At 70.8% G+C, this 23,305-nt stretch carries 23 protein-coding genes and 1 riboswitch; of the genes, 9 read left to right on the top strand and 14 right to left on the bottom strand.

Annotated features, from left to right (window positions below):
- The first annotated feature begins 3 nt into the window (after positions 1-3).
- Positions 4-85, top strand: a riboswitch (ZMP/ZTP riboswitch).
- Between the two features lie 25 nt (positions 86-110).
- Positions 111-1,364 carry a serine hydroxymethyltransferase gene (gene glyA, locus AB0B64_RS07245; RefSeq protein WP_357642582.1) on the top strand — a complete coding sequence of 418 codons (1,254 nt, stop codon included), beginning with the start codon at positions 111-113 and terminating at the stop codon, positions 1,362-1,364.
- Positions 1,365-1,449: 85 nt separating this feature from the next.
- On the opposite strand, the gene AB0B64_RS07250 is transcribed toward glyA, so the two are convergent.
- From AB0B64_RS07250 to AB0B64_RS07275, 6 genes are all read right to left on the bottom strand, one after another.
- The gene (locus AB0B64_RS07250) at positions 1,450-2,613 is read right to left on the bottom strand and encodes an amidohydrolase/deacetylase family metallohydrolase (protein ID WP_357941090.1); all 1,164 of its coding nucleotides are present in this window, start codon (positions 2,611-2,613) and stop codon (positions 1,450-1,452) included.
- Positions 2,610-3,614, bottom strand: a complete 1,005-nt coding sequence (locus AB0B64_RS07255) for a serine hydrolase domain-containing protein (RefSeq protein WP_357941091.1) — start codon at positions 3,612-3,614, stop codon at positions 2,610-2,612. Before AB0B64_RS07255 ends, AB0B64_RS07250 begins: the two co-directional genes overlap by 4 nt.
- Positions 3,611-3,871, bottom strand: a complete 261-nt coding sequence (locus AB0B64_RS07260; protein WP_357941092.1) for an IclR family transcriptional regulator C-terminal domain-containing protein — start codon at positions 3,869-3,871, stop codon at positions 3,611-3,613. Before AB0B64_RS07260 ends, AB0B64_RS07255 begins: the two co-directional genes overlap by 4 nt.
- 258 nt (positions 3,872-4,129) lie before the next feature.
- Positions 4,130-5,431, bottom strand: coding sequence for a CHRD domain-containing protein (locus AB0B64_RS07265; RefSeq protein WP_358175379.1), 1,302 nt, complete (start codon positions 5,429-5,431; stop codon positions 4,130-4,132).
- A 169-nt stretch (positions 5,432-5,600) separates the two neighbouring features.
- On the bottom strand, positions 5,601-6,323 hold the full coding sequence (locus tag AB0B64_RS07270) for a zf-HC2 domain-containing protein (RefSeq protein ID WP_357941096.1): 723 nt from the start codon (positions 6,321-6,323) through the stop codon (positions 5,601-5,603).
- The gene (locus AB0B64_RS07275) at positions 6,320-6,868 is read right to left on the bottom strand and encodes a sigma-70 family RNA polymerase sigma factor (RefSeq protein WP_357941099.1); all 549 of its coding nucleotides are present in this window, start codon (positions 6,866-6,868) and stop codon (positions 6,320-6,322) included. Before AB0B64_RS07275 ends, AB0B64_RS07270 begins: the two co-directional genes overlap by 4 nt.
- 296 nt (positions 6,869-7,164) lie before the next feature.
- On the opposite strand from AB0B64_RS07275, the gene rsgA reads away from it, so the two are divergent.
- Entirely contained in the window at positions 7,165-8,262 is a 1,098-nt protein-coding gene (gene rsgA, locus AB0B64_RS07280; protein WP_358175382.1) for a ribosome small subunit-dependent GTPase A, read from the top strand.
- A 17-nt stretch (positions 8,263-8,279) separates the two neighbouring features.
- On the top strand, positions 8,280-8,912 hold the full coding sequence (locus AB0B64_RS07285) for a phosphoribosyltransferase family protein (RefSeq protein WP_357941103.1): 633 nt from the start codon (positions 8,280-8,282) through the stop codon (positions 8,910-8,912).
- A 235-nt stretch (positions 8,913-9,147) separates the two neighbouring features.
- Here AB0B64_RS07285 and AB0B64_RS07290 read toward each other — a convergent pair whose 3' ends face one another.
- Entirely contained in the window at positions 9,148-9,624 is a 477-nt protein-coding gene (locus AB0B64_RS07290) for an ATP-binding protein (RefSeq protein WP_357941105.1), read from the bottom strand.
- A gap of 131 nt (positions 9,625-9,755) precedes the next feature.
- Between AB0B64_RS07290 and AB0B64_RS07295 the strand changes: the two genes are divergently transcribed.
- Together AB0B64_RS07295 and AB0B64_RS07300 are read left to right on the top strand one after the other, a co-directional pair.
- Entirely contained in the window at positions 9,756-10,643 is an 888-nt protein-coding gene (locus AB0B64_RS07295) for a helix-turn-helix transcriptional regulator (RefSeq protein ID WP_357941107.1), read from the top strand.
- A gap of 116 nt (positions 10,644-10,759) precedes the next feature.
- Positions 10,760-10,993, top strand: coding sequence for a DUF397 domain-containing protein (locus AB0B64_RS07300; protein WP_225289364.1), 234 nt, complete (start codon positions 10,760-10,762; stop codon positions 10,991-10,993).
- A 253-nt stretch (positions 10,994-11,246) separates the two neighbouring features.
- Here the strand turns inward: AB0B64_RS07300 and AB0B64_RS07305 are convergent, their stop codons facing one another.
- The 4 genes from AB0B64_RS07305 to AB0B64_RS07320 all read right to left on the bottom strand — a co-directional run bounded on the left by AB0B64_RS07305 (position 11,247) and on the right by AB0B64_RS07320 (position 14,700).
- Positions 11,247-11,558, bottom strand: a complete 312-nt coding sequence (locus AB0B64_RS07305; RefSeq protein WP_080036407.1) for a WhiB family transcriptional regulator — start codon at positions 11,556-11,558, stop codon at positions 11,247-11,249.
- A gap of 101 nt (positions 11,559-11,659) precedes the next feature.
- Positions 11,660-12,529 (bottom strand): sucrase ferredoxin, encoded by an 870-nt coding sequence (locus AB0B64_RS07310; protein ID WP_357941109.1) that lies wholly within the window; start codon positions 12,527-12,529, stop codon positions 11,660-11,662.
- A gap of 106 nt (positions 12,530-12,635) precedes the next feature.
- Positions 12,636-14,198 carry a glycerol-3-phosphate dehydrogenase/oxidase gene (locus AB0B64_RS07315; RefSeq protein ID WP_358175385.1) on the bottom strand — a complete coding sequence of 521 codons (1,563 nt, stop codon included), beginning with the start codon at positions 14,196-14,198 and terminating at the stop codon, positions 12,636-12,638.
- On the bottom strand, positions 14,191-14,700 hold the full coding sequence (locus tag AB0B64_RS07320; RefSeq protein WP_357941113.1) for a helix-turn-helix domain-containing protein: 510 nt from the start codon (positions 14,698-14,700) through the stop codon (positions 14,191-14,193). The genes AB0B64_RS07315 and AB0B64_RS07320 overlap by 8 nt, the downstream gene beginning before the upstream one ends.
- A gap of 31 nt (positions 14,701-14,731) precedes the next feature.
- Here AB0B64_RS07320 and AB0B64_RS07325 point away from each other — a divergent pair, with 31 nt between their 5' ends.
- A complete protein-coding gene (locus AB0B64_RS07325) occupies positions 14,732-16,372 on the top strand; it encodes an FAD-binding oxidoreductase (RefSeq protein ID WP_358175981.1) in 1,641 nt (546 codons plus the stop codon).
- Between the two features lie 71 nt (positions 16,373-16,443).
- On the opposite strand, the gene AB0B64_RS07330 is transcribed toward AB0B64_RS07325, so the two are convergent.
- Positions 16,444-16,854 (bottom strand): hypothetical protein, encoded by a 411-nt coding sequence (locus tag AB0B64_RS07330; RefSeq protein ID WP_357941115.1) that lies wholly within the window; start codon positions 16,852-16,854, stop codon positions 16,444-16,446.
- 147 nt (positions 16,855-17,001) lie between these two features.
- Between AB0B64_RS07330 and AB0B64_RS07335 the strand changes: the two genes are divergently transcribed.
- Together AB0B64_RS07335 and AB0B64_RS07340 are read left to right on the top strand one after the other, a co-directional pair.
- Positions 17,002-18,489, top strand: a complete 1,488-nt coding sequence (locus AB0B64_RS07335) for a metallophosphoesterase (RefSeq protein ID WP_358175388.1) — start codon at positions 17,002-17,004, stop codon at positions 18,487-18,489.
- Between the two features lie 21 nt (positions 18,490-18,510).
- Positions 18,511-20,076, top strand: a complete 1,566-nt coding sequence (locus tag AB0B64_RS07340; RefSeq protein WP_358175391.1) for a bifunctional 3'-5' exonuclease/DNA polymerase — start codon at positions 18,511-18,513, stop codon at positions 20,074-20,076.
- Positions 20,077-20,087: 11 nt separating this feature from the next.
- On the opposite strand, the gene AB0B64_RS07345 is transcribed toward AB0B64_RS07340, so the two are convergent.
- Positions 20,088-21,377 (bottom strand): MFS transporter, encoded by a 1,290-nt coding sequence (locus AB0B64_RS07345; RefSeq protein ID WP_358175394.1) that lies wholly within the window; start codon positions 21,375-21,377, stop codon positions 20,088-20,090.
- A gap of 149 nt (positions 21,378-21,526) precedes the next feature.
- Positions 21,527-22,342 carry an MOSC N-terminal beta barrel domain-containing protein gene (locus AB0B64_RS07350; RefSeq protein WP_358175396.1) on the bottom strand — a complete coding sequence of 272 codons (816 nt, stop codon included), beginning with the start codon at positions 22,340-22,342 and terminating at the stop codon, positions 21,527-21,529.
- A 121-nt stretch (positions 22,343-22,463) separates the two neighbouring features.
- On the opposite strand from AB0B64_RS07350, the gene AB0B64_RS07355 reads away from it, so the two are divergent.
- Positions 22,464-23,246 (top strand): alpha/beta fold hydrolase, encoded by a 783-nt coding sequence (locus tag AB0B64_RS07355; RefSeq protein WP_358175399.1) that lies wholly within the window; start codon positions 22,464-22,466, stop codon positions 23,244-23,246.
- Positions 23,247-23,305: the final 59 nt, after the last annotated feature.

The following is a 23,305-nucleotide window of genomic DNA, read 5'->3' on the forward strand; positions in this document are numbered from 1 at the left end:
GTCTAGAACGTCGCGACTGGCGCGTTAGGTGGGGCGAACCACCAGGGAGCGGAAGGGCAGAAGGCCGTGCGCCTGGGTCTTCGCACATTGTCAACGATGACAGGAGAGTCATGAGTTCTCTCACAAGCGTAGACCCGCAGATCGCCGAGCTCATCAAGGCGGAGGAGCGCCGCCAGGCCGACACCGTCAAGCTCATCGCGTCGGAGAACTACGTGTCCAAGGCCGTTCTGGAGGCCACGGGCACCGTCCTGACCAACAAATACTCCGAGGGCTACCCCGGCAAGCGCTACTACGAGGGCCAGCAGGTCATCGACCAGGTCGAGACCCTGGCCAACGAGCGGGCCAAGGCGCTGTTCGGCGTCAACCACGCCAACGTCCAGCCCTACTCGGGCTCGCCCGCCAACCTGGCCATCTACATGGCCTTCCTGCAGCCGGGCGACACCGTGATGGGCATGGGCCTGCCGTTCGGCGGTCACCTCACGCACGGCTGGTCGGTCTCGGCCACCGGCAAGTGGTTCAACCCGGTCCGCTACGGCGTGCGCCAGGACACCGGCCGCATCGACCTCGACGAGGTCAGGGCGCTGGCGCTGGAGCACCGGCCGAAGCTGATCTTCTGCGGCGGCACGGCCATCCCGCGCACGATCGACTTCGAGGGCTTCGCCTCCATCGCCCGCGAGGTGGGCGCCGTACTCGCCGCCGACATCGCGCACATCGCCGGCCTTGTCGCGGGCGGCGCGCACCCGTCGCCGGTGGGCCACGCCGACGTGATCTCCACGACCACGCACAAGACGCTGCGCGGCCCGCGCGGCGCCATGCTCATGGCCACCACCGACGAGCACGCGACCGCGCTCAACAAGGCCGTCTTCCCCGGTCTGCAGGGTGGCCCGCACAACCACACCACCGCCGCCATCGCCGTGGCCCTGCACGAGGCGTCCACCGACGACTTCAAGGCCTACGCGCACCAGGTGGTGACCAACGCGAAGGCGCTGGCCGAGGAGCTGTCGAGCCGCGGCTTCGACCTGGTCTCGGGCGGCACCGACAACCACCTCATCCTGCTCGACCTCACGCCCAAGGGCATCGGCGGCAAGCCGGCCGCCCAGGCGCTCGACCGCGCGGGCCTGGAGACCAACTACAACACGGTCCCCTTCGACACCCGCAAGCCGTTCGACCCGAGCGGCATCCGCATCGGCACCCCCTCTGTCACCTCCCGGGGGATGGGGCCGGCGGAGATGCGGCAGATCGGCGCGTGGATGGACGAGGTCGTCACGGCCCTGGCCAAGGGCGACGCCGAGCACGTCATCAGCCGGGTGCACCACGAGGTGAGTGAGCTGACCGCGCAGTTCCCCGCGCCGGGTCTCTCCTGATTTCCGTTTCGGCACAGCCGCCCGCCGTACGTGGCTGAGGGCCTCCAGGAAAACGGCCGCTGAGCCCGCACAGGGCTCGGCGCCGTTACGTGCGTGTCGTTGACCGGTGGCGCGGTTCGGTGGGCCGGAGGCGTCCCTCCCGGATGGTGGCCACCGGGAGGATGCGCTGGGTGGGCTCGCGGTGGGTTCCGCGAGAATCCACATAGACCCGCTCCGTCTCCCCGGTCAGCCGGAACTCCGTGGTCTCTGCGGTCGACCGGGACGCCGTGGCCTCTCCGACCAGCCGGAATACCGTGGCGTGCCTTATCGTGCCGTCGTTCGCCAGCCATTCCGAGTCTGGCGAGTCCATGCGCAGGACGCGGCGGGGTGCGTCCGTCACCGCCGTGATCGCGTTCTTCAACGGCAGGCCGCAGGCCAGCAGCTTGGTGATCGTGGTGGCCAGGTCGTGCACCGGGCCGCCGATGTTGCGTACGTGGATGTCGGTGCTGATCGAGTGCGGTGGGTAACCGGCGGCGAGCGCGCGTTCGGCGACGTCGAAGCTGAAGCTGGCCACGCCGTGCCCCACGTCCAGCAGCACGCCCCGGTCGAGCGCGCGGGCCAGCGCGGGGGCAGGGGTGCCGTCGGGCCGCCACGGATGGCCGGTCTTGCCGTGGTAGCAGTGGGTGATCACGTCGCCCTCGTCCAGCAGGTCGAGCACGTCCTCGATCAGCGGCGGCGCCTCGCCGACGTGCACCAGCAGCGGCAGACCCGCCTGCCGGGCGACGAGCCGGCCGAGTTGGAGCGGCTGCAGCCCCATCGCGCCCACGACCGCGCCGCTGGAGCGGACCTTCACGCCGCAGACCAGACCCCGGTGCCGTTCGATGGCGGCTAGTGTGGCGTCCACGTCGATGAAACTCGGGTCGGCCGTTTCGCGTAGATGAACGAGGCCGTATGAGCCGATGTTCACCCAGGCGCGTATTTCGGTCTCGGCGGCCGGAACGACATAGCGGGCCAGACCGTCGATCGTCGCCTGGCCCGCGCTGCCCGCGTCGGCGACCACGTGCACGCCCTGGTCCAGGCCGACCCCGTCCGGGGGCACGCTGATCACCGTCATCCCGTCGTAGACGTGGGCGTGCAGGTCCACCCAGCCGGGCCCGATCCAGAGATCCCCGGGCCGCTCCCGGGTCGGCTCCAGCACCAGCCCGCCGCCTCCCGGAACCAGCCGCACCACCGAAGCCGAACCGACCACCCGAAGCGCATCACCGGTCATGCCAGGACCTCCGCGACAGCCGCATTGTGGAAGGCGCGGCGGATTCGGTTGATCGCGTCCGACCCCCGGCTGGGGTGCACCCGGTTGGTCAGCAGCACCACGAACACGTTCAGTTCCGGATCCACCCATAGGCTCGTCCCCGTGAACCCGGTGTGCCCATACGCCGCCGGGCTCAGCAGATCGCCCCCGCTGCAGCCGGGCCGCTCCCACCCCTCCCAGGCCAGCGCCCTGCCTCCGGTCCGCGTCCGGGTCATCACCTCGAGCGTTCGGGCGCCCAAGAAACCGCCGCCCCGGCACAGCGCCCGGCCCAGCCGCGCCAGGTCCTCCAGCGTGCCGAACAGCCCCGCGTGCCCGGCCACCCCGCCCAGCACCTCGGCGTTCTCGTCGTGCACGGTCCCCTGGACGATCCGGCCGCGCCACGGGCAGTCCTCCGTGGCGGCCGCGCGACCCCGGTCGGCCTCGGGCAGCAGGAAGCGGGTCTCGTCCATGCCGACGGGCCCGGTCACCCGCTCCCGTACCAGCTGGTCGAGCGGGGTCCGGGCGGCGCGTTCGGCGATCAGGCCGAGGATCATGAACCCCTGGGAGCTGTACTCGACCCCGGGCGAGGAGCGCAGCGGCAGCCGGGCCACCGCCGCGAGCAGTTCGTCGCGGGTTGGGTGGTCGCGGTAGAGCGGCTGCTGCCCGGGGATGCGCGAGGTGTGCGTCAGCAGCTCGAAGACGGTGATGCCGGACTTGTCGGTCGAGGCGTACTCCGGCAGGTGCAGCGCGATGGGATCGTCCAGGGTCAGCTCGCCCGACTCGACCAGCGCCATGACGGCCAGCCCGACGATCGGCTTGGTGAGCGAGGCCAGGTCCCACAGGGTGTCGTCACTGACCGGGTCGCCGTTCCACGCCAGCGTGCCGAGCCGGCCGCGCGAAACCGGGCCGCTCGACCTGCCGTAGGCCCAGGCCGCGCCGGAGAACTCCCCGAGGGCTCGGGCCCGCGCGAGCACGTCCGTCATACGTTCCTCCCGATCGCCGCCGGCACGCGGGCGGCGGCGGCCACCACCAGCGGTCCCAGCAGCGGTATGTCGTCCTGACTCAGGCTGAGCGTGAGACCCGCGCCCACCGCCGTCCCACTCGCGTCGCGGACCACCGCCCCGACACAGCGCATGTTCGCCTCATTCTGCTCCTTGTCGATCGCGTAGCCGCGTGAGCGTACCGCCTCCAGCTCCTGAAGCGGCAAAGCCGCCGCCGACCGGGGCTGAGGTCCGTGCATGAGGACGCCCCCCGTTCGGACCTGCTCCGGGCGTGAGGGCGCCCCGCCGTTCGGACCTGCTCCGGGCATGAGGACGCCCCGCCGTACGGAGGGTTACGGCGGGGCGTCGGGTGCCTTCGGGGACGGGCCGGAGGTCCCCGGAGGCGGTGGCCGGTGGCGGGTGGCGCCGCTACCGGCCGGGGGCGGCCCTCGCGGGCGGGACCGAATCGCCCGCGCGGACTTGCTCTTCAGTTGGTCTTATGGACTTCCTTAGAGTGATCAGCCCAGGAAGAGGTAGTCGGCCTTGTAGTCGACCTGGGTCTGGGCGCCGACCGTGCAGGTGCCCGCGGGGGCCACGCCGCCCTCGGTGTTGAGGCGCAGGATCGTGGTGGCGTGGGCCAGCAGGCCGGTGTTCTTGCCGGACTGGGTGGCGTCCAGGACCAGCTCGGGGATGTTGCCGTCACCGTTGGGGGTCTTGGTGACGACCGCTCCGCGTACCGCGCTGCCGTCTGGAGCGACCCACTGCGGCGGTCCCGCGGCAGGGGTCACGAAGGAGTGGTCGATGCCGCGCCGCAGCTTGGCCGCCACGCCGTACTGGGTGAAGGCCGGTGCCGCGCCGGGCTGCTGGGTGCAGGCGTAGATCTGGGCGCCCTTCAGCACCTCGGCGGTGACCGCGCGGGGGTGGTCGAACGGGTCGCCGGACAGCTGGCCGCGCACCGCGCCGCCGTTGAACTCCGTGGTGTGCAGGTTGGTGTAGTACCGGCCGGGGTTGGCGGCGATGCGCTTGACGACCGGCGCGGCGACCTTGGCCTCACCCGCGACCCCCGTCAGGTTCGACGGCAGGCCCGCGGCGTCGGCGAACAGGTCGGCGACCACGTCGCCGTTCTTGCCGCTCGCGCCCTTGTGGACGTGCCCGTTGGTCACCGGGGCGAGCCCGGTCCAGAAGGCGGTGTAGCCGATGACCGAGCCGGCCGGGCGCAGCCACCAGGTGGCCTGGCCGTCCTGGTCGCCGCGCTTCTTGCCGTCGTTCGCGGGCACTTCCTTGGTGCCGTCGGCGCGGGCGGAGAGCGTGGCCTGGTTGCTGCCCTGCAGGACGCCGTTGAGGTCGATCGGCTTGTTCAGCCGGTGGAACTGGCCGCGGACCGCGCCCTTGGGGTGGGCGGCGTCGTGCAGGTTGGCGTAGAAGCCGCCAGGGTCGTCGATCAGCGCCTTGACCAGCGCCGGGTCGGCGGTGACCGTGCCGGTCACGCCGAGCACGGACTTGGGCAGCGGCTTGGTGAAGAACTCGAGCTTGACGTCGCCGTTGGCGCCCTTGGCGGCCTGGTGGATGTGGCCGGCGGTAGGTGAGTCGATCTTGTTCCAGCGAGCCGCGAAGGTGACCTCGTTACCGCTGATCTTGATGACGACGGTCGACCGGCCATCGGCGTCACCCTTGACGCCCACCTCGTTGGCGCCGCGCAGACCGGCGGCGAGATACACGTCGTCACCGGAGGCCGAGACAGTCGCCTGAGCAGCGGTGACCGGAGCGAGAAGGCCGGTGGCGAGCAGCGCCCCGGACAGGGCGAGCGTACGAATCGACATGATGAAACCTCTTCAAGGATTGTCATTGGGGTTGGTACGGCAAGCAGTACGCGACCCGGTCCGAAGAGGTTCAACCGCTGAATCCGTAAATTTACACATAGGGAAGTGCGCACAGAAAAGCCCTCCCACCTGCGGTGGAAGGGCTTCTGAGAGGTGAGTCCCGGGGAATTCAGGCTCTGACGGTAAGTAAAGTCTTACCAGTCGTGGTGACCACCTCGAAATGATCGATGTCCTCGAGCTTCCACGGGCTGCCGCCGTGCATGTAGAGCGGATCGGGCGACCCGGGCACGCCGTATCCGGCGGGTGGCACCGACCAGCCCGTCATGATCCGCTGCTTGCCCGTCTTGGACACCGAGATCAGCTCGCATTCGAGCGGGCCCTTGATGCCCGAGAGCTTGAGCGCGGCATGCGTGCCCCAGCCCTTGGACTCCAGCACCAGCCCGCCGGTCACGCCGTCGGCGCCGACGCCCTCGATGGGCTTGCCGTCGGCGTAGAACTGCTCGGCCGGACCCAGATGCTGCGTGGGATGGCCCGCCGCCACGGGCGGCGCCGCGTCACCGCCCCCGAGCTGGGTGCCGACCGCGAGCCCGCCGGCCACCAGCGTGACCGAGGCCGCCAGCCCGATCACGAATGTGCCCCGCCTCGACCGCCGGTCCTCCGCCTTCTTACGCCGGAGCAGGTCGATGACATCGGCCTGCCCGTAATCGGGAGGAGGGGGCTCTTCTCGCACCGGCCCGATCCCCGTCAGCACACTGGCCACTCCGGCAAGCTCTGACAGCTCCGCCCGACACGACGGGCAGAGGGAGAGGTGCGCTTCGAAGGCCAGCCTGTCGTCGTCGTCCAGCAGGCCGAGGGAGTAGGCGCCCACGTCCGTATGCTCGACTCTGTTCACGCCGTCACCCCTCTCTCCTGCAGTGCGACGCGCAACGCGCGGACCGCGTAGTAAACCCGGGACTTCACTGTGCCAACGGGGATGCCGAGCGCTATGGCAGCATCGTTGACCGACCGGTCTCGCAAGATCGTCTCGTTGAGGATCTCGCGGTGGGCCGGGGATAACGCCATCAGCGCCTCGGATACGACCACCTGGTGCAGCAGTCCCTCCATCTCGTCCGGCACGGGCATGCTCTCCAGCGGGCCGTCGCCTGATTCCGGCGGGCGGGCTTCCTTGCGCCGCCGGTCATCGATCACGATACGGCGTGCGACGGTGGCTAGCCAGGGCATGAGCGAAGCCGAATCCGGATCAAGCTGCTCGGAACTACGCCAGGCACGGATCATGGTCTCCTGCACGACGTCCTCGGCCCATTGCCGATCGCCCGCCGTCAGCCGGATCACGAAGGCCAGCAGCGGCCGGTGGTACTCCCGGTAGAGAGTGGAGACGACCACTTCGTCATCCGGACGTACTCGTCTCATCCGGTGGCGTGAGCGTGGCTTGCCCATGGGGGCGGCTCCCTCGGCCGAGGGCGGGGGACACGTGCTGACTCGCATCATTCCCCTTTCAAAGTGCAGTCGGCAGGAAGTACGGACAGATTCCCTGGTGCGGTTCAACAGATCGAGAAGAAAGTCGTTGCGAAGTCGCAGGAGGGATGCGTAGAGTCACTTCCCAGCTGCACCGAGAACTCGAGTGAGGAGGTGACGACCATGCGGGCTGTTCTGTTCGGCTTGCCGTTTGTCATCCTCCGGGGGCCCGCTTAGAGGTCACCCGGGTCCTTCTCGACCACAAAGGTGTCACTCCGTTGTTCTCCACGCTTTTCCCGCTCGGCTGGACCGAATCCCGCGTCGCCGAGCTGCCACTACACACCGTGCCCGCCCGGGTGTCCCGGGTCGATCGCGGCGCGGCCGAAGTGATCGCCGCCGATGGGCAGCATCACGTCAAATACGGCGCGCGCGTCCGCAGGGCGTCCGCTGACGACCCGGTGGCGCTGCCCTGTGTCGGAGACTGGGTCGCGCTCAAGGAGCTCCCAGAGGGCCGCTACGAGCTCGACGCGGTCCTGCCGAGAAGCAGCGCCTTCGTCAGGGGCGGCGTCAGCCGCGACTCGCGCGGCGGCTTGTCGGGCGACGGCCAGGGCCAGGTGCTCGCGGCCAACATCGACATCGTCTTCGTCGCGGAGCCGTCCATGCACGCCACGGACTTCGCCGACCTGGGCCGCATCGAACGGCTCGTCGCGCTGGCCTGGGAGTCGGGCGGCACGCCGGTCGTGCTCGTCACCAAGTCCGACCTGTTCGAACGCGGCCTCGACGACCTGCTCGCCGACGTACGCGTCGCCGCGCCGGGCGTCGACGTGCACGCCGTCTCCTCGGTGCTCGGCGACGGCGTCGAGCTCGTACGCGGCTACCTCGAAGGCTCGCGTACGGCCGTCGTGCTCGGCCCGTCGGGCGCCGGCAAGTCCACGCTCGTCAACGCCATGGCGGACGGCGAGGCGATGGAGACCCAGCAGGTGCGCGCCGCCGACGGCCGGGGCCGCCACACCACCGTGCACCGGGAGCTGATCCCGCTGCCCGGCGGCGGCCTCGTCATCGACACGCCGGGCATCCGCCGCGTCGGCCTCTACGAGATGAGCGAGGGTGTCGACCTCGTCTTCTCCGACATCGAGGAGCTGGCGGCCGGCTGCCGGTTCGACGACTGCGGCCACGAGAGCGAGCCCGGCTGCGCGGTGCTCGCCGCCCTGGAGTGCGGCGAACTCCCCGAGCGGCGGCTGATCAGCTGGCGCAAGCTCCAGCGCGAAGCCGCCTGGATGGCCTCGCGCACCGACGCGCGGCTCCGCAAGGAGCAGCAGAACAAGTGGAAGGTCATCCACAAGGAAATGCGGCGCACGGGCAGAAACCGCCCCTGACCGGGTAACACCACTGCATGGAGCTGCTGTTCGCGGACCGCGCGCAAGCGGGGGCCATGCTGGCGGGGCGCCTGCTCGACGCGCAGGACCCGGTGGTGCTGGCGCTCCCACGCGGCGGCGTGGCGGTGGCCGTGCCGATCCACCGCAGTGTCGGTGGCCGGCTCGACGTGCTGGTGACCCGGAAGATCGGCTATCCGCCGACGCCCGAACTGGGCGTCGGCGCGATAGCCGAGGGCGGCGAGCCGGTGTTCGACCTGCTGCTGCTGCGCAGGCTCGGGATGACGCCCGAGTCGGTGGCGGACGTGGTCGCGGAGGAGCGGCGCGAGCTGGCCCGCCGGGTCAAGGTCTATCGGGGCGACCGCCCGCTGCCCGATCTCGCCGGACGCGAGGTGATCGTGGTCGACGACGGCCTGGCCACCGGCGCCACCGCGCGGGCCGCGCTCCGGGCGGTCGGCGCGGCCAAGCCGGGCCGGGTGACGCTGGCCGTGCCGGTGGGCGCCCGCGACACCGTCGAGGCCATGCGCGAGGAGGCCGACGAGGTGGTGGTGCTGCGGGTCCCGGCGGATTTCCGGGCGGTGGGGCAGTGGTACGAGCACTTCGACCAGCTCAGCGACGCCGACGTGCTGGATCTGCTGGCGGGTGTGCGGTGAGGGGTGTTTCGTCACACGACCGTTTCGGACTCTGTGACGGTCCGTCGGGGTTGGTGTCCCTTGGGAGGGATACCCCTGCGGGAGTGAGGAAGAGGCCGGTCCGTCGGGGCTGGGGTCCCTTCGGAGGGATACCCCCTGCGGGGGAGCGGAAGAGGCCGGTCCGTGGAGGGCGGGGTCCCTTCGGGGGAGCGGACGAAGGTGGTCCGTTGTGGCCGGGGTCCCGATGGGCGTGGGGTCAGTTGGAGAGTACGGCCCAGACGAGCTTGCCCTGGGCGCCGGGGGTGAGCCAGCCCCAGCCCGTGGTGAGGGCCTCGACCAGGCGCAGGCCGCGGCCGTATTCGGCGAAGACGTCGGTGGTGGGCGGGGCGGCGGGCGCGTGCCGGCTGTAGTCGCTCACCACGCACGCCACCTCGGGCCGCCGGCTCAGCAGCCGGAGCTGGATGGCGCCGCCGCCGTGCCGCATCGCGTTGGTGACGAGCTCGGAGACCACCAGCTGGGCGTCGAAGACGATGTCGTCGGAGCCCCACGAGGTGAGCGTCCGGTCGACGAACCGCCTGGCAGAGGCCACGCAGACGGGCTCGAACGTGCTCAGCTCATGAAAGCGGAAGACCTCGTCACACGGTCCGCGCCGCCCGTCGAGCAGAATGGGCAGCAGCCATTCGGGTGCCTGGGCACACGTGGCGGCTTGCGGCCGAGCGTCGAAAGTCGTCATCCTGGCCCCCGAAGCGCGGTCTAGGTGATCCAATGCCCATCTTTACGGCGTGTGCTTACCGATGCAAGACTTTTCGTGTTTTACAGATGCAAATAGCATCTGCACGTGCAGATGATCTGGGAGCGATAGGTGTGAGCGCACTGAGTGCGGAAGGGAATGTGGTCGGCTACTCGCCGGGAAGCCCGACGGTGCTGCGGATCCTGCTGGGTACGCAACTGCGCAGGCTCCGCACGGAGAAGCGTATCTCGCGGGAGGACGCGGGGTATGCGATTCGCGCTTCTCACGCCAAGATCAGCCGCCTGGAGCTCGGGCAGGTCAGCTTCAAGGAACGCGACGTCGCCGATCTGCTCACCCTCTACGGCGTCACCGACGAGGCCGAGCGGGCGCCGTTGCTGGAGCTGGCCCGGCAGGCGAACGCCCCGGGCTGGTGGCACAAGTACAGCGACCTGCTGCCCGGCTGGTTCGAGGTCTACATCGGGCTGGAGGGTGCGGCCTCGGTCATCCGTACGTATGAGAACCAGTTCATCCCCGGCCTGCTCCAGACGCCCGAGTACGCCAGGGCGGTGATCAAGCTGGCGCACGAGACGACTCCCGAGGCCGAGGTCGACCGGCGTGTGGCGCTGCGCACCAGGCGGCAGGAGCGCCTGGCCGGTGGCCGGGCGCTCAAGCTGTGGGCGGTCATCGATGAGGCCGTGGTGCGGCGCGCGCTCGGCGGCCGTGAGGTGATGCGGCGGCAGATCGAGCACCTGCTGGAGATGACGAAACGGTCCAACGTCACCGTTCAGGTCATCCCGTTCGAGCGCGGCGGGCACGCCGCCGCCGGCGGGCCGTTCAGCATCCTGCGCTTCCCCGAGCGTGACCTGCCCGACGTCGTGTACCTGGAGCAGCTCACGAGCGCCCTCTATCTGGACAAGCCGGCTGAGTCCGAGCATTACATGCAGGTCATGGACCGATTGAGCGTCCAGGCCGACTCCCCTGAGCAGACCCAACGCTTCCTGGAGCGCCTGCTGTCAGTGTGATCCACCCCATATCGGGGTTTTGGTCGTCCCGTATATGGCGATCTTGGCGATGCCGTAACGTGATCTCGCAACCACGGCTGCACGTGCATCCGTAAGCGCGCGAGGGAGCTTCGCCCATGCATGAGTTCCGCAACGGAACGCCCGCCGGTCGCCTTCCCGCCGTCTGGCGCAAGAGCAGGCGGAGCAACCCCAACGGCAACTGCGTCGAGGTGGCCGATCTGCCCACGGGGGAGGTGGCGATGCGTAACTCACGCTTCCCCGAGGGGCCCGCCCTGGTCTACACGCGGGATGAGATCACCGCGTTCGTGCTCGGCGCCAAGGACGGCGAGTTCGACGATCTGATCGTCTGAGCCAAGAGCCCAGAGCCAGGCGCAGCGCCGACTCAGAGCGGTCCAGCCCCGAAGCTCGGCGAGCAGCGATCCGGAAACCACTTCAGCCCGGCGTCACGGATGACGCCGGGCTGAAGCGCGTGCTGGGGGCTGAGGTCTTTTGCCTGATCAAGCAGTTGCCCCGACCGGGTTCGCCGGAGCCTGGACTTGGCTGGCCAGGCCCCGGTTCATCGGGGCAACTGCATGATCACGCGGTGATCGCTGCCGGGTGGAGTCAGGCGGCGGAGATGCCGGCGCTGGCGGCGCGGCGCATGCGACGGCGACGCTCGGAAGCGCGCTCGTCCTCGTTCAGGCCACCCCACGTGCCGTACTTCTCCGGACGGGACAGCGCGTAGTCCAGGCACTCGTTGCGGACAGGGCACTGGGCGCAGATCGCCTTGGCCTTCCGCTCGCGCACGTCACGCTCGGGCTGCCGCTCCCCATCGGGGCCGAAGAAGAGCACGAGGTCCTCACCCCGGCACGCGGCATCATCCTGCCAACCCCAGCTGGGGCGCGGGCGGGCGAGCTGCCGACGTACCTGAGACATGAGAAAACCACCTTCGTGAGAGGTATTTCAGTAATTGAGCCGCATTGGACGTTTTCGGCGTCACTGTTCCAACGCAAAGGTGGGCCGTAGTGTTCCCGTGATCAGGTAAGGGCGGGCGTGGCGTACCGCACAGGCGTGAGCCTGTCCAGCGAAACCAGCCGGTAGGTGGTGATCTTCTCGGCGCAAGCCGTACCACACGGCGCTTGGAACACCGATGGCTCAACCACAACCTCGAACCGGACGTCGCCGCAGCGCACGATGGCTTCGGTGACGTCGCCGTCCGACCTGGAGGATTCCACGGCCACTGCGCCGACAGAACACTCTCCCGAATGGGTTCGGGCGAAGTGCTCGACGGCTTGCAATGGCTCAGGGATGCCTGCGCGTCCCCGGTAACGGTCGAGAATGATCTCGCCCGACCGGTACGCGTTAGCCGCTGCGATCGCAGCAGCCTGAGACATGCTGCCGTAGAAAATTCCGTGTGGCAAGCACACGAGGTTGGCGGCGTAGCGATCGCCGCCAACGTGTGACGTTTCCCATACTCTGTCCGGCCAGTTTTCGGCCAGGCTTCGAGCGATGGGCAGTCCAATGCGGGCGCAACACGCATTGCGCTTGGCGTGCGTGCAGACCAGAAATACCGGCTCGTCTTCAAGTATGCAGGACTCCGGGACCACTCCGGCCACCAGCGCGTCCAGGTCAAGATCCTCGGTACCTGCGATGACTCCGCTGGCCAGCCAGGGGTTGGGGCCCGTGGCGTAGCCCACTAGCACACGCAAGTCCTGCTCCTGTGGGCGGACCCGTCTGCCGGGGCGGCGGATGAGCTGGGGTCTGATGCCACGTTCTTGGGCTCGGCGCACGAGGTTCGAGATTTTTTCAGGAAGCTCGAAGGTTTCCAGATGTGACGGCCACGGTCCGTCGTACTCGACGAGTAGCCACAGCCGGGCCCCCACGGTGGCGCTGGCCAGATTCGGCACCCCGCCCGTGTGGCAGCCATCCGGATGCTCGCAGCCCCTGGCCAACGCCTTGCTCCCCTCTTGCGAATTAGGTAAGACTAACCTAACGGTAAGAGGGATGTACGGGTTATCGGTTGAAAGCCGCCCTGGCGGCCGGCAGCGCCGCCGCCCGGTCCTCGGGGACGAGGCCGATCCTGGTCCTGCGGTCGAGGAGGTCGTCCGCGTCGAGCGCGCCCTCGTGGGCGACGGACCACATCAGCTCGCCCATCGTGATGCCGAGGCCGACCTCCTCGGGATGCGCCCGGACGAGTTCGTGCACGGCCGCCGCCTCGACGCCGTGGCGGGCGACCAGCCGCTCGGGTGGGCGGCCCGCGCCCGCCCCGGTTCGCGGGGTCACGGCGCCGTGATCCCGGACGGCTCCGACGAGCGGGATCGAGGCGGTACGGCTCCGGCCCGCCGGGAGGTTCCCCACCGAGATCGCTCGATCCACCGCGTCGGCCGCCATCCGCCGGTATGTCGTGAGCTTGCCGCCCACGACCGTGACGACCCCTCCGTCCGCCTTCCCGCCATCTGCGTACACGGCGTGCCTGCGTGAGACGTCCGCCGTCCGCCCGCCCGCCGCCAGAAGCGGCCTGAGCCCCGCGTAGGCGCCCGCGACGGCCTCGCGGGTCACCGGTGCCGCCAGAACCGTGTTGAGCACGCTCAGGAGCGTCCTGATGTCCTCCTCGGGGGCCTCGGGCACGTCGGGGACGGGTCCGTCGAGGGGCTCGTCGGTCAGGCCCACGTGCACGCGGCCGTCGGCTTGGGGGAGTACGAGCGCGAATCGGCTGCTCTCTCCGGGAATCGGAATGTGCAGCCCGGACAGGAGGCCCGGCAGGGTTCCGGGGCGGAGCACGAGGTGCGTGCCGCGTGACGGGCGCAGGCTCACCCGCGGGTCCAGCAGGCCCGCCCACACGCCCGCGGCGTTGATCACCGTCCTGGCCCGGATGCCGAACTCCGCGCCGGTCAGCTCGTCACGCACCTTGGCGCCCGCGCCGGTCAGCTCCAGGGCGCGGCACCGGGTCAGGATCCGGGCCCCGTACGCCGCCGCCGTCCTGGCTATGGCCACCACCAGCCGGGCGTCGTCGTACACGCGGCCGTCCCACGACAGCAGGCCGCCCCGCAGGCCGTCCTCGCTCAGCATGGGCGCGAGCGTGTGCGCCCGGGCGGCCGTCAGCCGGGACGGCCCGGGCAGCAGGCGGCGCGGCGTGCCGGCGGCGGCGCGCAGCCCGTCGCCGAGCCGGTAGCCGGTCATCAGCAGCTCCGCCCGGGACCTGGAGACCTCCGGCGTCAGCGGCAGCACGTACGGATGCGCCTTGACCAGGTGCGGAGCCGTCCGCCGCAGCAGGACGCCGCGCTCGACCGCGCTCTCGCGGGCGATGCCCACCTGCCCCTTGGCGAGGTAGCGGAGGCCGCCGTGGATGAGCTTGGAACTGAACCTCGACGTGCCGAAGGCCAGGTCGTGCGCGTCGATCGCCGCGACGCTGAGACCGCGCGAAGCGGCGTCGAGCGCCGCGCCCGCACCTGTCGCGCCCAGGCCCACGACCAGCACGTCGACCGTCTCCTCCGCGACCACGGCCAGCTCGCGGGTCCGTCGCGCGGCGTTCAGCGAGCTGTCTGAGGGGCGCGCGGCGTTCGGCGGGCTATCCAAGGTAGGCCTCCAGCAGAGTGGCGAGTTCGGCGTCGAGTTCGTCGAGGGTCACGGGGTCGAGCATGGTGGGCGCCGACAGCAGGAACGACTGCGCCACGAGCAGCACCGCCCTGGCCTTGCGGCGGTCGCCGACGGCGGCTTCGAGCACGCCGAGCACCGCCTCGTGGGTGGCGCCGCGCCGATCCAGCAGGTACGGCAGCAGCAGCTCCGGGTCCGCTTCCACGATCTTGCGCCAGAGCGGATGGCCGCGCAGCCGCCGTACCCCTTCGACCACGGCGGCGACCGGGTCCGACAGGTCCAGTTCGGTGACGGCCAGCACCCACTCCCGCGTCATCAGGTCGGCGACCAGGCTCCGCACGTCGGGCCAGCGGCGATAGAGCGTCATCCGGGACACCCCCGCCCGCCGCGCCACGTCGGTGAGCGTGGTGCGCCGCACCCCGTAGGCGAGCACGCAGTCGCGGGCCGCGTCCAGCACGCCGTCATTGTGACGAATCGACGTCATATGTCACAGTGTAGACGTGCTGAACGAACCGATGCTGTGGTCGGGCTGGGGCGACCCCGCCAAGGCCCGCGAACTGCCCCCGCAGATCCGCGAGCTGCTCCACGACCTGCTGGGCGTACGCGAGCCGGCCGCTCCCGCCGCCTCGTTCGAGTCCGTACGGCTGGCCCCAGTCGCGCTCTCGCCCGCGCACCTGGCCGCCCTGGCCGACGTCGTGGGCCACGAACAGGTGCTGACCTCGCGCGCGGCCCGGATCCGGCACACGCGCGGCAAGTCGACCCCCGACCTGCTGCGGATGCGCGCGGGAGACGGCTCGGCCGCGCCCGACGCCGTGCTGCTGCCCGGCTCGCACGACGAGGTCGCCGCGCTGCTGCGGCTGTGCGCCGCCGAGCGGGTCGCGGTGGTGCCCTTCGGCGGCGGCACCTCCGTGGTGGGCGGGCTGGCGGCGTCCCGGTCCGGCTTCGCCGGGGTGGTGGCGCTGGACCTGGCCCGGCTCGACCGGCTCGTCTCGGTCGACACCGAGTCGATGGTCGTCACCGCCGAGCCGGGACTGCGGGCGCCCGAGGCCGAACGGCTGCTCGAACGGCACGGGCTGACGCTGGGGCATTTCCCGCAGTCGTACGAGTACGCCACGCTGGGCGGATTCGCGGCGGCCCGGTCCAGCGGGCAGGCTTCGGCCGGTTACGGGCGCTTCGACGACATGGTGGTGGGTCTGACCGTCGCCACTCCCTCCGGCGATCTGGACCTGGGTCGCGCGCCCAAATCGGCGGCGGGGCCCGATCTGCGGCAGCTCCTGCTGGGGTCCGAGGGGGTGTTCGGGGTGATCACGGCGCTGCGGCTGCGGGTGCGGCGGGTGCCTGGGCGGCGGGTGTACGAAGGGTGGCGGTTCGGGTCGTTCCGGGAGGGGATGGCCGCGCTGCGGACGCTGGCGCAAGAGGGGCCGCTGCCCACGGTGCTGCGGCTTTCGGACGAGACGGAGACCATGATCGGGCTGGCCCGGCCGGACGACATCGGGGGCGGCTCCAGCGGCTGCCTGGTGATCGCGGGTTACGAAGGCCCGGTTGACGGTCCAGCCGACGGGCCGACTGACCGGCCGACCGACGGGCAGGAGGCGGGTTCCCCGGCGACGTCTTCCCCGGCGACGTCCGTCGAAGGGCGCAGGGCCGGGGCCGGGGTGGTGCTGGCGCGGATGGGCGGGGTGCCGCTCGGGACCGAGCCCGGACGGGCGTGGGAGCACGGCCGGTTCTCGGCGCCGTACCTGCGCGACTCGCTGCTGGCCGCCGGCGCGACGGTGGAGACCATCGAGACGGCCGGGTTCTGGTCCGCGCTGCCACGCCTGTACGACGCGGTACGGCTGGCCCTGCTCGGGGCGCTGGAGTCGCCGCTGGTCATGTGCCACATCTCGCACGTGTACGAGACCGGGGCCTCGCTGTACTTCACCGTCGTCACCGCGCAGAAGGGCGACCCGGTGGCGCAGTGGGAGCGGGCCAAGGAGGCGGTCAACGCGGCCATCGTGGCGGCGGGCGGCACGATCTCGCACCACCACGGCGTGGGCCGCGACCACCGCGAGGCGTACGCGGCCGAGCTGGGACCCGTGGGCGTCGACATCCTGCGCGCCGTCAAGGCCCGGCTCGACCCCACGGGCATCCTGAACCCGGGCATCTTGATCCCCTGAGGTCGACCTGGGGCCGCGGGCCTGGGGCGCGGGCCTGGCCTGGGCCGCGGGCCTAGGTCTGAGTCTGGGGGTCAGTCCGGTGGGTCGACCGAGGCGGCCTCCGTCATGGCCGCCGCCGCTTCCCCATAGCGCTGCTGCGCCTCGTACACGTCCGACAGGCAGGCCAGGGCGAACACCAGCGGCGCGCCACCCGCCGGACGGCAGAGCTCGACGGCCTCCTCGGCGTACGGCAGCGCCTCCGCGGCCCGGCCGCGCTTGAGCAGCAGCTTGGCCGCGGCCAGCAGGCAGCGGGCGAGCAGCACCGCGTGCTCGTCGGGGTCCGCGGCGGCCAGCTCCCGGCTGAGCCCGATCGCCTGGTGGACCCTGTCGAGCGCCCCACCACCCCAACGCGACCGTCTGCCGGCGTACGCCAGCAACCCCTCTACGGCGGCCACCCCCGCGGTGCCCCTCCGGGTGGCGTCGTCCGAACCGTTCCGGGCCATGGCAGCCCCCCATCGCGGCGACGAACCGCTTGCTTGGGGCGTGAGGCTACACCATCGCGAACCGATTGTGTTCCCAACGGCACGCTGCGTTCGGACGCGCTTCGGGAAGTGGGTGCGGCTTGGGGAAGATCGCGTAAAGATGGAGTCATGGTGGAAGTCGCGGCTGAGCGTGGAAGGCAGCTCTCCTCCCGGGTGTCGGAGGAAGGCGCGGGGTGGGCCTGTCAGCGGATCGGCACGTTCAACGACCTGAGACCCGACAACAAGGGCTTCACCTGGCTCAGCCCGCGCACGCTGTGGCACTCGCGCAACCAGATCGTCGCCGGGCTCTTCGGCGACCCGTCCGGGAAGGTGCGCCGCAGGTGGATCGCCGAGCAGGAGGCCCGTGGCGCCGACCCGGACTTCCGCGTCAAGCCGGAGGTGGGGGAGAGCTTCAGCTTCCTGCTGCTCGGCGACACCGGCGAGGGCGACGCCTCCCAATACGCGGTCGTGCCCGGCCTGCTCAAGGTGGGCGAAGGCACCTCCTTCGCGGTCATCGCCAGCGACGTGCTCTATCCGGCCGGGTCCGGCAACGAGTACGAGAACAAGTTCTTCCGCCCGTACAAGGACTATGACGCGCCGATCTACGCGATCCCCGGCAACCACGACTGGTACGACGGGCTCGGCGGTTTCATGCGCGTGTTCTGCGACGCCCCGGCGCTCCCGCCCAAGCGGGATGCGGGGTTACGTGGCCTGCTCTGGCGCAGGTCGGAGACGATCGACGAGCGGCTGCTGGCCGAGGCCCGCGCGTTCAGGGACCGTCCGGCGCAGCGGGCCGCGCAGCCGGGGCCGTACTGGGCGATCGAGACCCCGAGCCTGCTCATCGTGGGCGTCGACACCGGCATCCAGGGAGAGATCGACGCCCAGCAGACCGAATGGCTGCGGCGCACCTCCCTGGACCCGCGCCCGAAGATCCTGGTCACCGGCAAGCCGATCTACACGCGCAACGACTACAAGCCGTCCCCGCTGGAGGGCGGCGGCACGATCGACGACATCATCCGCGCCCCCGAACACCGCTATGTGGCCGCCATCGGCGGCGACGTGCACAACTACCAGCGCTATCCCGTCAGGGTGGGCGACCGGGTGATCCAGTACATCGTCTCCGGGGGCGGCGGCGCGTTCATGCACGCCACCCACACCACCCGCCGGGTGGACGTGGCGGGCGTGCACGAGGACGACTTCAAGTGCTATCCGCTGCGCGGCGACTCGCTGTCCTTCTACAGCCAGCTGTACGCCAAGCGGCTCCGGATGAAGTGGATCTACCTCACCCCGGCCGAGGCCGCCTGCATCATGGCGGACCAGATCAAGAACACCCCGGTCCGGCCCGTCGCCGGACCCATCAAGATCACTCGCAGGATGAGGTGGGCGGCCCGGCTGCTCGGAGCCTGGCCGATGCCGTTCCGGCTGCCCGTGGGCACGGTCTTCCACCGCTACCTCTCCGAGCTGTCCGACTGGGACACACCACCGTTCTTCAAGCAGTTCCTGCACCTATCGGTCACGCCCGAGCTGCTCACGGTGCGCTGCTTCGCCGCCACCGGCTGCCTGCCGCAGGAGGTGGATCCGCCGATGGAGGACGAGGTGCACATCAGTTTGTCGTAGTCACCTGGCACTCTGGACGGCGTGCACGTAGTGGTGGCAGACGGGACGATCCTGCCGGTCGGTGGTCCGGCTCGCCGGGTCGACGACCTGGCGCGGGCCGTGCGCGAGCTCGAAGCCGAGCGGCCGCGCTGGGTCTGGGCGGACGCCCGCGAGATCTATCCGTCCCTGCTGTCCAAGGGTGTGCGGGTGTCACGCTGCCACGACCTGACGCTCACCGAGGGGCTGCTGCTCGCGTACGAGGGGCGATACGGCCAGCCGCGCTCGGCCAAGGCCGCCCACGCCAGGCTGCACGGCCTGCCGGTGCCCGACGATCAGCCCAGCGTGCCCGACACCCTGTTCGCGCCCGAGCCGCTGGGCGCGGAGGCGGTGGCGGAGGTGCTGGCCGACCAGCTGCGCCGGATCGAGGCGCTGCCGGAGCCGGGCCGGTTCCGGCTGCTGGTGGCGGCCGAGTCGGCGGGCGCGCTGATCGCCGCCGAGATGGGCCACGACGGCATGCCGTGGCGCCGGGACGTACACGACGCGCTGCTCACCGAGCTGCTCGGCCCGCGCCCGGTGCACGGCATGCGGCCGGCCAAGCTCCAGGCGCTGGCCGACGAGGTGTCGGCGGCGTTCGGGCATCCGGTCAATCCCGACTCGGTGCAGCAGTTGGTCAAGGCGTTCAAGGGGGCGGGCGTCGCGCTCAAGACCACCCGGTCGTGGGAGCTCAAGCAGCTCGACCACCCGGCGGTCGCGCCGCTGCTCGCCTACAAGGAGCTGGCCAGGCTGTACAGCTTCCACGGGTGGGTCTGGGCCGATCAGTGGGTGCGTGACGGGCGCTTCCGTGCCGAATACGTGGTGGCCGGGGTGGTGTCGGGGCGGTGGGCCACCGACGGCGGCGGCGCGCTGCAGATCCCCAAGGTGATGCGCCGCGTGGTGGTCGCCGACGACGGCTGGACGTTGATCGTGGCCGACGCCGCCCAGCTGGAGCCGCGGGTGCTGGCCGCGATGGCCGCCGACGGAGGGCTGGCGCGGGCGGCGGGGGAGATCGACCTCTACTCGGCGCTGGCCAAGTCGTTCGGGGGCGAGCGCGCCAACGCCAAGATCGCGATGCTGTCCGCCATGTACGGCGGCACCAGCGGTGACGCGTCCAAGCTGCTGGCGGTGATGCGGCAGCGCTTCCCCAAGGCCTACCAGTTCGTCGAGGACGCGGCCAAGGCGGGAGAGGAGGGGCGGCTGGTGCGCTCCTGGCTCGGCCGCACCAGCCCGCCGCCGTCGGAGGGGTGGAAGTCCCTGGTGTCGGGGCCCGAGGGGAGCCGGGCGATCCGGGATCGGGGGCGGTTCACCCGCAACTTCGTCGTACAGGCCACCGCCGCCGAGTGGGCGCTGGTGCTGATGGCGGTGCTGCGGGGGCGGTTGTCCGGCCCGGCCCGGCTGGTGTTCTTCCAGCACGACGAGATCATGGTGCACTGCCCGCTCGACCAGGCCGAAGAGGTGATGGCCGCGGTGTCGGAGTCGGCCGCCGAGGCCAGCCGCCTGCTGTTCGGGGGGACGCCGGTGCGCTTCCCGATGGAGGCGGTCGCGGTCTCCTGCTACGCCGACGCCAAGTGACTCCGCGCACGTCACATGGCGGGTGTCAGCGGGCCGCTGTTCACGTGGCGCCAGGTGATCGCCAGCCAGACTCCGGCCAGTGTCACCATCACCCCCACCACCAGCCCGAGCACCCCGTACGACAGCCCGCCCACGATCGCGCCCGCGACGATCGTGCCGGTGGCGCCGCACACGTTCATCAGCAGGTCGGACAGGCCCTGCACGGCGGGCCGGCTACCGACCGGGACCGACTCGCTGACCAGCGCCGATCCCGCCACCAGGCCGCACGACCAGCCGAGGCCGAGCAGCACCAGCGCGGTGGTCACCTGCCAGACGCGGTGCCCGGCCGTACCCGCCAGGACGGCGGCGCTGAGCAGCAACGCCATGCCGAGCAGCAGCACCGGCACCTTGCCCGCCTTGTCGGCCAGCCAGCCCACCACCGGAGACATGACGTACATCCCGGCGATGTGCAGGCTGATCACCAGGCCGATGATGTCCAGATTCGAGCCGTCGTGGTGGAGTTTGACCGGGGTCATCGACATGACCGACACCATCGCGGTGTGGCTGACCGCGATCATGACCAGGGCCTTGCGGGCCATGGGGGTGGTGCGCAGGGTCGTCCAGGCGTTCCTGATCGTCCGGTTCTGGCCGGCGGCGGGGGGTTGCGTGTCGTTCAGCCGGCGGGCCACTTTGAGCGGGTCCGGGCGCAGGCCGACCAGGATGATGAGCATCGCCAGCGCGAACGCCAGCGCCGCGAACGCGAACGGCCCGGCCTTCTCCACGAGGCCCGCGCTCATGCCGATCTGGTCGGCGGGCTTGGCCAGGTTCGGGCCGGCGACGGAGCCGATGGTGGCCGCCCAGACGACCAGGGACAGGTGCCTGGCGGCGTGCCCCGGCGGTGACAGGTCGGTCGCCGAGTAGCGGGCCGCCAGGTTCCCCGCGCTGCCGCCGCCCACCAGAACCAGGCCGACCAGCAGCAGCGGCCAGTTGCCGAGGCTGATGGCGCCGACGGACAACGCGCAGCCCGCCAGCGCGGCCACGTACGCCAGCGTGAGGCCCGTCCGCCGGCCGCCCCTGCCGGACGCCTTGGCGGTCGGCAGGGCGAGGAGGGCCGCGCCGAGTACGGTCGCGGTGCCCGCGAAGCCGCTGATCACGGTGGATCCGGAGAGCTCGTCGACGACGACTGAGCTCAGTGCCAGGCCGACTGCGACGCCTACGCCGCCTACTATTTGCGCGGCGGACAGGATCACGAGAGTGCGCCGCTGGACGGCCCGGATCCGGTCAGGGGATGAAATATCGGGCTTTATAGGGGCGCTGGTCACTTGTGAAGTCTCGCATAGCCCATGAGATCCCCCCAAAGGCCCAAATCACCCCACGCGGCGTTATTCAACTACTTATGGCTGCTTTCGGGTGGGATGGGGTTTTCGCCGCCCGGCTCGGAGGTTCGCCCGCCTGGCTCCGAGAACCCGGCTCAGAGGATCGTCACCGGATCCCCCTGCGCGATCCGGCCAGGGGCGTCCGGGATGAGGTTCACGCCGAACCAGACCTTGCCGTCCCACCTGCGGTGCCTGGCCAGGGTGCGGATGGGCTCCTTGCCCTTGGTGTAGGTGGCGGCGTCCACGGTGGTCAGTACGCATCGGTCACAGCCCTTGACCACCCGGAACTCCGTGTCGCCGACGCGGACGCGCCTCCATCCGTCCTCGGCGAAGGCGTCCGGCACGCCGTCCACGACCACGTTCGGCCGGAACCTGCTCATGGGCAGTGGCTGGGGCAGCTCCTCGCCGCTCTCGACCGCCGTCTCCGCGATCCAGTCGTTGAGCCGGGCCAGCGAAGCCGTGGAGGTGAGCAGCAGCGGATAGGCGTCGGCCAGGCTGACCCGGTCGTCCGGCCGGCCGTACTCGGGATCGACGGGACGGCAGGTGGGGTCGTCCTGCCAGGCCAGCCGGACAGGGCGGTCGATCAGCGCGCTCAGCCACGCGGCCGCGTCGTCGCCGCAGTCGGTCAGCTCTATCGACGTCTTCCGCATCTTGATCACCGAACGGCCGGCGGTGGGAGTGACCCGCAGCGGCGCGGCGTGCGGGCCGGTGAGCTTGAGCGTCTCGCCGTCCGGTTCCGGCACGCACATCAGCAGCCGGGGGAGCTCGCGGGCGGTCAGCATCTCGCCGTGCTCGTCGACGATGAGGTAGCGCCGGTCACCGGCCAGGCCCCAGGGCTGCACCTCGGCCTCATGTACCTCGTGCCCGGTCGTCGATTTGACGGGATAGATGTGGATGCTCGCCAGCTTCATGCGCCGACGGTACATGACACCCACCTGCGGGCTATTCGGCGACCGGCCGAGGGCCGAGGCGCTGGGGAGCGGCCGTCGGGCGGCTGTTAGCGTACCGATCATTCCGAGCGAGGAGAGCCTTGTGAGAGCTGCCACACCTGCGGTGACCTTCGACAGTGACGGGGTCCCGTTGCTGGGAGTGCTGCACCTGCCGGCGGGCGACGGGCCGCATCCGACGGTGGTGGTGCTGCACGGTTTTCCCGGCAATGAGCGCAACTTCGATCTGGCCCAGGCGCTGCGCCAAGCAGGGTACGCCAGCCTGGTCTTCCACTACCGGGGCTCCTGGGGCGTCGGTGGGAACTGGTCGTGGGGGAACGGCCTGGCGGACGCGGCGCGGGTGGTGGCGGCCGTCCGGGAGAAGCCGTTCGCGGCCGAGCACCGGCTCGACCCGGAGCGGGTCGCCCTCGTCGGACATAGCTTCGGGGGGTTCGTCGCCCTGATGACGGCCGCCGCGGATCCGGGGATCGCGGCCGCCGTATCGGTGTCCGGCGTCGACTTCGGCACGATCTCCCGCGGGCTCGACGCCGAAGGGCGGAGGGAGTGGGTCGAGGCGTTCGACGGTGAACTGCTCCCGCTCACCGGCACCAGCGGTGAAGCGCTGGTGGCCGAGATGGAGGCCGCGGGGGAGGAGTGGAGCCTGGCCTCGCTGGCACCCGCGTTCGCCGGACGCCCGGTGATGCTGATCGGGACCGGACTCGACCCCGTGACGCCCGCCGCGGTACACCACCGGCCGCTGCTGCCCGCGTACGCGGGGGCGGCGCTCGAACACCACGAATGGGCCACCGACCACGCCCTGTCCGACCACCGCGCCGAACTGGCCACGACGGTCCGCGACTTCCTCGACCGCGCTCTCGGCGTGCGATAACCGTTCAGATCCCGGCCGCGCGCTCCACCCAGCCGCGCTCATGACGCGGTGGCTGGGTC

The sequence above is a fragment of the Nonomuraea sp. NPDC049129 genome, assembly GCF_040648495.1.
Taxonomy (GTDB): Bacteria; Actinomycetota; Actinomycetes; order Streptosporangiales; family Streptosporangiaceae; genus Nonomuraea.